Below are 12,144 nucleotides of genomic sequence, written 5' to 3'. Positions count from 1 at the left end.
CATCCGTTGTTGGCCAGCTGCCGTCATGTTGTATAAAAGTAGCGTACCCGTTTGAATTCCTGTAAAACGAAAAACGAGCGCCTCAGTACGATGGGGTTACGCACGAGGTCAAAAGCCTCAAAAAGCCCATCCAGGAGGTCGCTCTATCATGAAGTTTAAGGTACAGGAGAAGCAAAATCAACTTATAGAAAACATTTCCGTTCATCATCTGGTTGTTGGCGTAGATATAGCACAAGAAGTCCATGTAGCCCACGCCGTCAGTGAACCCGATCATGCACGGTACGCAGCGTTCGCGGTATAATGCAAAGAAGCTCCTCCGCCTCTTCCATCGTGCGGGTAAACGGCTTTTCCGACAGGACCGGCTTTCCCGCTTCGATGCAATTTTTTAAGATTTCGTACTTCCGATACCGTTTATGCTCCGGCAGTCCGAGCTCCTCTCCTTTGCTCTTCACCGCCGATTCATTCACGTCACAGATAGCGGCAATAATCGTCCCCTCCAGGCTTAGTAAATTCCGAATGTGACCGTTGGCCATTCTCCCCAAGCCGATGATCCCGCTTTCCGAGGTTTATCGCTCACTGCTTCCCCTCCTTTGCTCCGCTTCCACATATTCCTCATTTAATCGTTCGACAAGATCGATCAATTCCATCGGCATATGGATCGTGTAATCAGGCCGCTCACTCTCATCGGCAGGCTGCTTGGGATATCTCGGCGTCCAATCCAGGAACACGCTCGTGAACCCCATTTGGTTGGCGCCCTTGATGTCACGGCTAAGGTTGTTCCCCACCATGACGATCCGTGACCGGTCCCTCTCCTGCAGATCAAGTGCCCCCATGGCAGCCTTGAACATTCTCGGGCTCGGTTTGGAGGCTTTAATCGTTTCCGAATAAATCATCGCCGTGAACTCATCATAAATCCCGTTCTGGATGAACATGTTCTTAAACGATTGAGCCAGCCCGTCCGCCACCAGGGCCAAGGTATATCCGCGTTCGGCAAGCGTTCTGACCATGAGATCCGCCCCCGGGATTACGTTCGCCCGGATCACGACGTCATGTTCGTCCCGGATTTCCGTGCCCTCATCAATGATCGTGTCTCCGCTGTCGAGAAATACAATGATTTTTTTAGGCTCCATGCTTCTAATCCACCTTCTCGTAAGTATTTACGCCTTTCAATGCAAGTTCTCCCGCATAATGGCAGGACACGTAGTGCTGATCCGCAATCTCGCGTACGACCGGTTCGTCGGTGACGCATTTCTCCGTTTTGTAGGAACATCTCGGGTGAAAATGGCAGCCGCTCGGCGGTTTGGCAGGGTTCGGCACTTCTCCCTCCAAAATAATCCGTTCCTTGCGGATGTTCGGATCCGGTAGAGGAACAGCGGATAGCAAAGCTTCCGTATACGGATGCCCCGGGCTTGCAAAAATCGAATTGGCCGGTGCCAGCTCGACGATTTTTCCTAGATGCATCACGGCGACGCGGTCCGAAATATGCTCGACGACACTGAGGTCGTGGGAAATAAAGATGTAAGTAATTTTGTATTGCTCCTGCAAGTCCTTGAGCAGGTTAATGATTTGCGCTTGGATGGACACGTCGAGCGCCGATACCGCTTCATCGCAAACGACCAACCTAGGCCGGCTGGCGAGTGCCCGGGCAATGGCGATTCTCTGCCGCTGTCCTCCGGAGAACGCATGGGGATAACGTTCCAGATAGCTGACGTTTAAGCCTGTTTTTTCAGCAATTTCCGTAACCCGTTCCCTTACCTCCGCCTTGCTCAGTTTCCCGTCGGCCGTTAAGGGCTCGCTGATAATATTAAAAACGCTCATTCTCGGACTTAATGAGGAGTACGGATCCTGAAAAATCATCTGAATGTCCTTGCGGTAGTTATTATATTCCTCGCCCTTCAGCTTAAGGAAGTCGCGCTTCGTTCCTTGCTCGGGATAATAGATCACCTCGCCGGACGTCGCATCGATGCCGCGGACGATACATCGGCCCAGCGTCGTTTTGCCGCAGCCGGATTCACCGACGATGCTGAACGTCTCGCCTTCCCGAAGCTCAAAAGAAATATCCGACACGACGCGTACGGGGGCATGCTTGCGAAAGCCGAACAAGCTCTTTTTCCCTTCAAAATGCTTCGTAAGCCGATTAACCTGCAGTATCGTCTTGGGCATAGCGTACCTCCACCCCCTGCTCGTTATATAGAAAACAACGGACGGTATGATCGGCATCGATTTGGGTTAACGGTACAGCCTTCTTGTCGCATAAACCGGGTATCCGGTCCTTGCACCGGTCATAAAATCCGCACATCTGCGGCATATTCAGGGCAAGCGGCACCGTGCCTTCTATCGACTCCAGTCGCTTATTTTTGCGTCCAAGCTTCGGCATGGAATGCAGCAGTCCTTTGGTATACGGATGCTTCGGATTATTGAAAATTTCCTTCACTGGGGCCTGCTCCACTATTTTGCCTAAATACATGACCGCCACCTCGTCACACATCTCTGCGATGATCCCGAGATCATGGGTAACGAGCAGTATCGCCATGCCGAACTCCTTCTGCAGCTCCTTCATTAATTCGAGCACTTGGGCTTGAATCGTAACGTCAAGGGCCGTCGTCGGTTCGTCGGCGATGAGCAGCTCCGGATTGCAGGACAGCGACATCGCAATCATCGCCCGCTGCCGCATACCACCTGAGAATTCATGAGGAAACTGCTCGAATCGCTTCTCCTCGTCGGATATGCCTACCTTGCGCAGCATCTCCAGGGCAATCTGCTTGGCCTCACGCTTATTCTTCGTGCGGTGCGTCAGAATGGCCTCCATAATCTGATTGCCGATGGTGTACATCGGAGAGAAGGCGGTCATCGGCTCCTGAAAAATCATAGAAATCCGCTTGCCGCGTATCGCTCGAATTTGCCTTCCCTTCGGATCCATCTGCAGCAGATCGGCCGGCTTCGCCGAAGGGGCCGCACCCCCGTGGAACACAATGCTGCCGGAAGTTTCACACTCCTTCGGATTGATAGCAATAATCGCCCTGCTGGTCAAACTCTTGCCGCAGCCCGACTCTCCGACCAAGCCTAACGTTTTCCCCTTCTTGATTTCAAAGTCCACACCGTCAACAGCAGCCAGTGTGCCGGCATCCATACGGATGTGAATCTTCAGATCTTGAACGGTGAGCAGAGGCGACCCGGGGTCCGTCTGATGTGCCGTCATAGGTTTTCCCTCACTTCCATTATTTCTTATAAGGATCGGCGGCATCGCGCAAGCCGTCGCCCACGAAATTGTAGGCAAGCACCGTAAGGATGACCGTGCCCAGCGGGATCAGCTTCCAAGGGTATAAGGCGACATTCTCAATTTGCTGTGCCTCCTGCAGCAGCACGCCCCAGCTTGTGGCCGGCGAACGGATGCCGAGACCCAGAAAGCTCATCGCGGTTTCGCCCAGAATCATGGACGGGATCGCTAACGTAGCGGCTACGACCAGGTAACTGATGAAGCCCGGTACCAGGTGCACCCGGATAATTTTCATATTGCGTACCCCGGAGATTTTGGCCGCCATAACGTAATCTTCATTCTTTAAGGAAATGAATTTGCTTCGTACAACCCGGGCGAGACCCGTCCAGTCGATAAATGCGAGGATGATCGTGATATAAAAATACATTTGAACGACCGGGATTCTGGGCGGAATGGCGGCAGAGAGCGCCATCCAGAGCGGAAGCGTCGGAAAGGAGCGGATGATTTCGATTAGTCTCTGGATAATGGAGTCGAGCAGGCCGCCGAAGTATCCGGATATGCCGCCGATCACAATGCCCAGGATGAAGCTGATGGTTACGCCGACCAGCGGAATGCTTAATGAAATTTGGCTGCCGAGCACAATTCTGGAGAACAGGTCACGTCCCATGCCGTCCGTGCCGAACAGGAACAGCTTTCCGGGCGGATCCACCCCGAACAGATGTTTATTCGTGGGAATGAACCCCCACAGCTTGTAGCTCTCTCCCTCTACGAACAGCCTGACGGGGTATTTGACTTGCGTATCGTCCACATATATTTTGCGGAGGGTGACCGGATCCCTGCTCGATTTAAGCCCGTACACAAACGGCTGCAGATGAAACTTCCCTTCCGCATCAATCCACCTTACCGCCATAGGTGCCGTATTAATATACTGGCTGTCATAGCTCAGGAGCCCCTGCGGGGCGATAAATGGGGCGAATAGGGCAACGACGTATAATACCAGCAGGAAGACCAAGCTCACGCGAGCCAGCTTATGCTTCTTGAATTTCTTGTACATTAAGCGCCACTGCGAGCTGTAATATTCCTCGGTCGCAGCCTTCGCCTTGCGTCTGCCGAAAAGCTGGGTCGGATGTTTGAGTATCGTTTTCATTCGCTACGCACCTCGATATTCCGTCCGGATTTTCGGATCAAGCCAAGCAAGCAGAATATCCGAAATCAATGTTCCGAACACGGTCAAAATGGCCATGAAAAACAACCATGTCCCTGCCAAATACATGTCTTGTGCAAGCAATGCGTTATACATAACGGGTCCTTGCAGCGGAAGGTTCAGTACAATCGCCGTGATGGTGGATCCGGTAAAGATATGGGTCAATGACCAGCCGATGGTGCTGATAATGGGATTGATCGCAGCACGGGTCGGATATTTCAGTATGATCTTCATCTCCGGCAAGCCTTTGGCTCGGGCCGTTACCACGTTGGGCTTATTGATCTCCTCCAGCATCTGTCCTCTCATGACACGCATAAGCTCGGCGGTACTTGCCATGCCGATGACGATGATCGGGATGACCATATGCTTGAGCAGGTCGAGCACCTTCGCAACCGACCAGGCGCTGTTGGCATGTTCTTCGGAGAAGAGTCCGAGCAGCGGATCTCCTAGATACACATAGGAGAGGTACATCAAAATAACCGCCAGCAAGAAGTGGGGCGTTGCCATTCCCAGAAACCCAATGGCCGTGAAGATGTAATCTCCTACGGTGTACTGCTTAATAGCACTGTAAATGCCTACAGGAATTGCAATTAGATAAGTGAAGGCCATGGTAACCAAGGAAACGATCAAAGTCAGGGGCAAATATTGTCCGATGACTGCCGTCACCGGCTTGTTGAAATTGTAGGAGTACCCGAAGTCAAAGTGCAGAATAATATTTTTGGCCCAGTAAAAGTATTGAATAAACCAGGGCTGGTCCAGACCATATTGCGCTCTCATTCGCGCCATATCCTCCGTTGTCATGACATCTCCTGCCGCTGCCATTTTGGCGGCATAAGTCGAGACGAAGTCGCCCGGAGGAAGCTGTATGATGTAAAAAACGATCACGGAGATCACAAATACGACAGGAATCATGAGCAGGCATCTTCGTACGATATATCGCAGCATCCGTTCTCCCTCTTTTCTTAGAAAAGGGGGAAGTCACTCCCCCTCTTGGGTCACTGACGATTACTTAAAAAAGAACTGCGCTGGATGCGCATGGCCCAGATTGCGGAATTCGTCGATATCCACCAGCTCCTTCGGAACGTTCCTCAGGTTATTCTTCACCACAGTCAGCGACGGCGTAGGGCCGGTATAACCGATCACCCATTGATTTTTCTGGTGCAGCTTGATGATTTCATTGCTGTATTTCAAAATTTCCTCCTGATTTTTGGCTGCCTTCACTTTATCCCAGTTCTCCAGGATTTTGGCTACGTCCCCTTCCGGCTTCACGCCTTCCTTCCCTTGCGATTGGGTATACAGTCCGTAATGACCGAGCCAAGGGGTCAGTACCCGAAGCGGAACCAGTTCGTCCGGACGATACGCTACGTTGACCAGGTTCACCGTATTCGGGAAGGCCGGCACCTTGTTGCCGTATTTCAGATCCTGTAAGGTACCCTGATCGACGATTTTCAAGTCGGTCTTGATGCCTACCGCCTCGAAATATTTCTTGATTAGTTCCATGAATGGCGCATTTGTGGTTGTATCGGTGTAGAAGGTGAGTGCCAAATCGGAGCCGTCCGCGAACAATCGGAACTTCTGGCTATCCCGCTTCGTTAAGCCGATTTCATCAAGCAGCTTGTTAGCCTTGGCTACGTCATAGGTCGCCCATTGCTTCTCCCAGCCCTCCTGGTAGCCGACCAAGCCCTTCGGAACCGATGCCTGCTGCGGCTTACCGAGTCCGCTGGTGATAATCTCGGAAATTTCATTGCGATCGACGGCGACGGACAACGCTTCCCGGAACCGGATATCCTGGAACAAGGTACGGTACTTCGGATCCTCCGTCGTCTGATTCAATTGAATGCCGGTGCTCGACCACGCGGTATTCGTCCACTGCAGTACACGGTAGTCGCCGCGCTTCTCATTTTCCTTCAGTACCGTGAAATCTTTAAACGTAAATTGGTTCAAATCGTAATTACCCGCCAAGGAGTCAAGCAGGGATTGGTTAGGATCCTGTATTTTTTTCAAATTGATCCGGTCTATGTAAGGTAGCTGCTTGCCTTGCTCGTCAACCTTCCAATAGTACGGGTTGCGCTCCATAACGAATACGTCGCTGTTCGGATCGTTTTTGGCATGCCATGCTCTAAGGGTTGGAATCTGCGGGTAGATCCAGAAGTAATATCCTGTTTCAACAAGGAACGATTTAACATCCTTAAAGCCCCACTGCTTCGCAATTTCAAGCGCCTTTTCCTCGCCTACAAACTCGGGTAGAATCGTCTTGTGGAAGTGAGCGGGGGCGAAAAACCACTTATTGTCAATAGCTACCCGTTCCAAGAACAGTACGCTCGGATATTTATGCTTCACTTTAAAGGTGTAATCATCCACCTTCGTCACTTCCGCGAGAGCTTTCTCCCCTGTGATTGGGTCAACCGAATAATAGGCATCGTAAATTTTCTTGCCGAACGTTTCTTTCTTCAGCATGTGCTCCCAGTAGAAAATGACATCGTCCGCCGTAAACGGAGCTCCATCGGACCATTTCATACCTTTACGCAGATGAATCGTAAATTCCGTGGAATCCGCATTCACCTCATAGCTTTTGGCTACGTTCGGTTCGACGCCGCTGCCGTCTGATTTAAAACGAAACAACGCTTCCTCCGTCGGCTTTCCGATAGCCCATCGGTCGTTCGGCCCCTTCCACGGCATGCGCCATTCCCCGCCATATTTGCCGATTTCCTCGACGACGCCTTCCACCATCACATCTTCCTTTGCAGGAATTCGTTTGTCGATCGAAGGCAGGCTTCCGGACTTTACCGCTTGCTCCAGCACCGGAGACTCGGTTAAAGCGCTTACAGAAAGAACTGGCGTTTTGGTCGGCGTCTTAGCCGGTTCCGTGACATGCGGCTTGTCGGCAGGCGCCTTCGCTGTATCATTGCTGTCTTCACAAGCGGCCGCAAAAAGAATGAAGATTAGCATAAGGACATAAACGGATAATCGCTTCACCATGCAAATACCCCCTTCAAAGGATCCAACCCAATTAGGCCCTGCTTTTCATGAAAGCTTGCATGACTTACGTAAACATAATCCCATCAGCCGGATTGTTGGCCGGTCCGTGTCCCCTCCCCCCCTTGCTATGAAACCGGTTTAATGAACGACAAACGACTCCTCTTGTGTAGGACTACACTCAAAGCTTATTCACACTTAAATTGGAAATTTCGCGTAAGCGCTTACTCAAATCCTGCCACTTTAGAGCCTTGTACTTTCAATTATTATATTCTTCCCTCCAGAAATAATGCTATTCTTTGAAAATATATCTATCCCGCTCGCAACCGGAAAAATATACGGATTGTGACAATCCGTGTAGACGTATCCAGTCAGCGATCGGTACAATACTTTCATCCACCTTCAGGTCATGATTCATCCTTACACCCGAAGCGGCGATAAGCGGCAAGATGTCCTCCAGCCGATGGATCTTCATAGCTGTCACTGTCCCGCCACACTCTACAGCAACGGATAATGTAGTATTTCTTCATAAGTCATTTCGGAGAGGCTATGCCATGTACCATCGACTGAAGGTAGATGATCATCATGGGCAAGTATGGGCACTCCATCCCGTGTAACCCGAATGTCCTCCTCTATGACGTCCACCCCAAGCCGGATACCGGTCACCACCGGCTCTATTGTATTGTCTATTGTCCCCATACACCCGCTATGTGCGGTTATTATCGGAAATAATGACGTATTCAAATCTCCTTTCGATTTAGATAGCGCTGTCCCTCTCTCTAAGGTTAAGCGCCTAACCTCTCGCTTTCGCGGCTCTAAACATTGCCTGGCGAAACGGCGCCGCTCTTTTTTCACATTATGCCGAATTTCATAAATCGCTCATCCCCCTGTTCGTTAACGACAAAGTCTCGACCTGATCGGTCAATCATTCCTCAAGCAAGTAACTGATCTGCCAGCCTAACGCCTACTTCTCCCGCGGTGTGATCATAACAAGTGCGAGCATACAGCAGCACTTTTAACAATCAAATTCCTTGGGGTCAGACCTCCTAAACGAGAAACGAGCCTTAGGATCGATTCCAGAGGCTCGTTTTTCTTTGATTTTTTTCGTGCATGGCACTATGATGCATGGTATGCAAACGGCTGGGACCGCCGGAACCCTTATCGGGCTCCGGCAGGCTGCTATAAGATGTATGAGGCCGGTTAATTACTTACCGTTCAAGCACAAATTCACCAGATCGTCCACATGAGCGGTAGCCAGGCATTCCACCGTATCAGCGCCGCCGTAGTAGATTTTCACCTCGCCGTCGTCCTCGAGAATCATACCCCCAGGGAAAATGACGTCATTGCGGAAGCCTTCCCGCTCATAGAACGTTTCCGGGGCCAGCAGCGGCTCGCTGCTCATGCCGACGATCTTGTACGGATTGTTCAGATCAAGCAGCATGATACCGGCACAGTAGCGCTTCTTCCAGAACGGCTCCCAGCCGTTCTTGCCGCGGGATGGATCGATGTCCACCGAGTGAAACGTTGTCAGCCAGCCCTTCGACGTCTTGATCGGCGGTGCGCCCGGGCCAATCTTGTCATTGGCGAAAGGCACCTTCTCCAGACCGAGCAGCAGCTCCGTGTTGCCCCAATATTTCAAATCCGGCGAGTCGGAAATCCAGATGTCGAAGCTATCCTTGCCGGCCTTGCCGTACACCGGGAACGGGCGCTCCAGACGCACGTATTTACCACCGATTTTCTCCGGGAAGAGCACCATGTTGCGGTTGTCCGGCGCCGACATGCTCAGCACCTCGAAGCTGACAAAGTCGTCCGTCACCGCCACCCCGCCGCGTACGCCGTGCTTCGTATCCACCGCGAAGCAGAGATAGCAGCGTCCATCGATGACCGTCAGGCGCGGGTCGTACGTGCGGATGATCTCCTCGCTCTCAATGCCGAAGCAAGGCTTGTTCTGCACATCCCAATGAATGCCGTCTTCGCTGAACGCCAGCCCGATGTTCGTCGTGTTGCTTGGCAGCAGTGTCTGCTCTTCCACATTGCCGTAATCGTTGCGGAACAGCATGACATAGCGCCCTTCATATTTGGTTACACCTGCGTTGAACACAAGCGCAGGATTGTAAGGAACGTCCGCCGCCGTCAGAATCGGATTGTTCGGATGACGGGTAATGATCGGACTGGATTGAAGAGAGCCGATGATAGACATGATATGATGCCTCCATAATAAAATGTATGAAAAACCAGCTTACAGTGGACTATTACTTCTTCACCTTAGCGTACCAGTCATTAACTTCCTTGTAGCTCGCATCGCCGCCGGCCGCCTTGTACTTGGCCAAGAAGACGTCGAGATTACCGATCTGCTCCGCTCCGAAGATGAGCTTGGTCGTGTAGTCACCCGCCATCGTGTTGAGCGATTGGAAGCTCTTGGAGAACTCCGGCATGTAAGGCGCATAGCCTAACAAGTCGGCGACCTTGGTCGTCTCCGGCTGCACCCGGTTCATAAAGTTCCAAGCGTCGAACAGGCGCATATCTTTGCGCACGCGGGCTTGCCAGTAGATCGGATAGTTCTTGTCGTCCGTACCGGTCAAGAAGTTGTTAGCCTGGTTCCGTTCATCAGTAAAAATCGGGTTAATCGGCGTATAATTGCCATCCTTAAACGTATAGTGTTTGTTCTCCTCCCCAATAGCCATCGTCTTGAAGGTGTCCTTTTCCAGCTTGGCGTTCATCCACTTGACCACATCCTCCGGATGCTTCGAGGCTTTCGGAATGAACGTAATGCGGTCGAAGCCCTTGGTCGCGGACAAGCCGACTTGCCCGTTCTTTCCTGTCAGTGCTGGGATAAACCCGCCCTTGGCCGCAGGCACGTTCTTCGTCAGGGCATCCATAATCGCCGGTACGTCGGACCAGTTCATCATAATCATGCCTGCCCGGCCGCTGGTGAATTTTTCTTTTGCGGTAGCGTCCTTGTTAGCGGCATATTCCTTATCCAGCAGCCCTTGCTTGAACAAGTCGGTGACGAATGCGACATAGTCCTTGTAAGCCGGGTCCATGACGCGCGGCGTCAGCTTGCCATTCACATCGTTCCAGAAGTTCGGCATACCGAAAGCGCCTACAATGTTAGCGATGAAAGATGCTTCACCGCTGACCGTCAGTGGAATGTTTTTATCCCCATTGCTGCCGGGATCCTTCTCTTTAAAAGCCTTCAGCACTGCCACCAGCTCATCCAGTGTCGTCGGCGCTTTCATCCCGACCTTGTCCAGCCAGTCCTGGCGAATAAACAAGCTGGTGTTGACGGTGAAAAGGCTTTTGGTCGGAATGGCATACAGCTTGCCGTCCACCTTGGCCGCTTCCAGCGCTTCTGGATCGACCGCAGCTTTAATATTTGGACCGTATTTATCAAGAATCGGACCGAGGTCAACAAGCGCGCCTTTCTTGGCATAATCGGAATAAAGTGCCTTAAAATCGGTGGAACCCGCTGTTGTTACCACATCATAAGGCTCGCCAGATGCGATCAGAATGTTCAGCTTATCCTGCGGCTTATCCTGCGGAAGCATATCGTACTGCACCTTGTAGCCGGTGGCCTGCTCCAAAAATTTGGCCACGGGATATGTGTTGTAATCGTCCTTCTGCCAAATTTGCAGAGCTTTCAATTCCGGCTTGGGGCCTGCGGATGCGCCCGGAGCTGCCGACGATTTGGAGCCGGTATCGGCTCCTGTGCCCGTGTTATTGCCGCAAGCGGCCAAAGCTGTGACCGACAAGCAGGCGGTGAGTGATAGGAATGTCAGTTTTCTGTATTTCTGCTGCATACGTAAACCTCCCCTAATAATGTTAGCATATCATTAAGCCCCTATGGTTTGGGCATTAACGCAAACTCAGCCTTTCACAGAGCCGATGAGCACGCCTTTGACAAAATGCTTCTGTAAATACGGATACACTAGCAGCATCGGAACGATAGAAGCGATGACGGTGGCCGCCCGAATGCCTTCCGGTGAGGCGTTCATCAGCTCGTCCGCCGTCTTGCTCATCGAGGAGCTGTCTGCATCGAGCACGATGTCACGAAGGTACAGCTGCAGCGGCTTCAAGCTCGGACTCGTGATGTAGAGCATCGGGTTGAAGTAGTCGTTCCAGAAGTACACGGCGTAGAACAGCGCGATCGTTGCCAGCACGGGACCGCTAAGAGGCAGCACGATCCGGAACAAAATCGTCAGGTTGCGGGCACCATCCATTTTGGCCGATTCCTCGAGCGCTTCGGGTAAAGATTCGTAGTAGCTTTTGATCACAAGCATATTGAACACACTTATCAGTGCCGGGAGAATGATGGACCACAGGCTGTTCACCAGATGAAGCTGCTTTATAAGCAAGTAATTCGGGATGATCCCGCCGTTGAACATCATGGTGAAGATGAACAGAATCAGGATTAGGGAGATACCGGGCAGATGTCTCTTCGACAAAGGATACGCCGTGATTGCCGTGAGCAGGATCGAGAGCAGCGTCCCAACGATTGTGATGAACAACGAGACGGAGATCGAATGCAAGAATTGAGCCGAGGATACGACATACTTCATCGTCTCCAGCTGAAATCCGACAGGAATTAGCCCGACCTGACCGGAGATGACAGCCGATTCCTCGCTCAGCGCCTTGGACAGCACGTTAACGAGCGGGAGCAGCGTGATGAGTCCGCAGATCAATAGCAAGATATAAATGAAAGCGTCTAGTGACCAGTCACCTAAAGTTTTTTTACGCATAGTTCGAT

At 51.7% G+C, this 12,144-nt stretch carries 13 protein-coding genes; 1 reads left to right on the top strand and 12 read right to left on the bottom strand.

The features are described from left to right. Positions 1 to 148 precede the first annotated feature (148 nt). Positions 149 to 301, top strand: a complete 153-nt coding sequence (locus tag GGC63_RS10375) for a hypothetical protein (RefSeq protein ID WP_192702280.1) — start codon at positions 149 to 151, stop codon at positions 299 to 301. On the opposite strand, the gene GGC63_RS10370 is transcribed toward GGC63_RS10375, so the two are convergent. The 12 genes from GGC63_RS10370 to GGC63_RS10315 form a co-directional block, all read right to left on the bottom strand. Next, the gene (locus GGC63_RS10370) at positions 258 to 533 is read right to left on the bottom strand and encodes a Gfo/Idh/MocA family oxidoreductase (protein WP_192702217.1); all 276 of its coding nucleotides are present in this window, start codon (positions 531 to 533) and stop codon (positions 258 to 260) included. The two genes, GGC63_RS10375 and GGC63_RS10370, sit on opposite strands and share 44 nt — an antisense overlap. 33 nt (positions 534 to 566) lie before the next feature. Beyond that, positions 567 to 1,130 carry an HAD family hydrolase gene (locus GGC63_RS10365; protein WP_192702216.1) on the bottom strand — a complete coding sequence of 188 codons (564 nt, stop codon included), beginning with the start codon at positions 1,128 to 1,130 and terminating at the stop codon, positions 567 to 569. Positions 1,131 to 1,134: 4 nt separating this feature from the next. Further along, positions 1,135 to 2,163, bottom strand: coding sequence for an ABC transporter ATP-binding protein (locus GGC63_RS10360; protein WP_192702215.1), 1,029 nt, complete (start codon positions 2,161 to 2,163; stop codon positions 1,135 to 1,137). After that, positions 2,138 to 3,199, bottom strand: a complete 1,062-nt coding sequence (locus tag GGC63_RS10355) for an ABC transporter ATP-binding protein (RefSeq protein ID WP_192702214.1) — start codon at positions 3,197 to 3,199, stop codon at positions 2,138 to 2,140. Before GGC63_RS10355 ends, GGC63_RS10360 begins: the two co-directional genes overlap by 26 nt. Positions 3,200 to 3,218: 19 nt before the next feature. Continuing rightward, entirely contained in the window at positions 3,219 to 4,364 is a 1,146-nt protein-coding gene (locus tag GGC63_RS10350) for an ABC transporter permease (protein WP_192702213.1), read from the bottom strand. 3 nt (positions 4,365 to 4,367) lie between these two features. Continuing rightward, entirely contained in the window at positions 4,368 to 5,366 is a 999-nt protein-coding gene (locus tag GGC63_RS10345) for an ABC transporter permease (RefSeq protein WP_192702212.1), read from the bottom strand. A 60-nt stretch (positions 5,367 to 5,426) separates the two neighbouring features. Further along, a complete protein-coding gene (locus GGC63_RS10340; RefSeq protein WP_192702211.1) occupies positions 5,427 to 7,400 on the bottom strand; it encodes an ABC transporter substrate-binding protein in 1,974 nt (657 codons plus the stop codon). Between the two features lie 289 nt (positions 7,401 to 7,689). After that, positions 7,690 to 7,872, bottom strand: a complete 183-nt coding sequence (locus tag GGC63_RS10335) for a hypothetical protein (protein ID WP_225948085.1) — start codon at positions 7,870 to 7,872, stop codon at positions 7,690 to 7,692. Positions 7,873 to 7,895: 23 nt separating this feature from the next. Then, positions 7,896 to 8,096: a glycerophosphodiester phosphodiesterase family protein gene (locus GGC63_RS35340; protein WP_192702209.1), complete on the bottom strand. Its 201-nt coding sequence runs from the start codon at positions 8,094 to 8,096 to the stop codon at positions 7,896 to 7,898. Between the two features lie 505 nt (positions 8,097 to 8,601). Further along, positions 8,602 to 9,597 carry a glycoside hydrolase family 130 protein gene (locus tag GGC63_RS10325; protein ID WP_192702208.1) on the bottom strand — a complete coding sequence of 332 codons (996 nt, stop codon included), beginning with the start codon at positions 9,595 to 9,597 and terminating at the stop codon, positions 8,602 to 8,604. 52 nt (positions 9,598 to 9,649) lie between these two features. After that, positions 9,650 to 11,197: an extracellular solute-binding protein gene (locus GGC63_RS10320; RefSeq protein ID WP_192702207.1), complete on the bottom strand. Its 1,548-nt coding sequence runs from the start codon at positions 11,195 to 11,197 to the stop codon at positions 9,650 to 9,652. 66 nt (positions 11,198 to 11,263) lie between these two features. Further along, a complete protein-coding gene (locus GGC63_RS10315) occupies positions 11,264 to 12,136 on the bottom strand; it encodes a carbohydrate ABC transporter permease (RefSeq protein ID WP_192702206.1) in 873 nt (290 codons plus the stop codon). Positions 12,137 to 12,144: the final 8 nt, after the last annotated feature.

The organism is Paenibacillus sp. OAS669 (genome assembly GCF_014873645.1).
Taxonomy (GTDB): domain Bacteria; phylum Bacillota; class Bacilli; order Paenibacillales; family NBRC-103111; genus Paenibacillus_S; species Paenibacillus_S vulneris.
The sequence above is the reverse complement of the archived record's forward strand: the minus strand, read 5'-3'. Positions and strand labels throughout refer to the sequence as shown.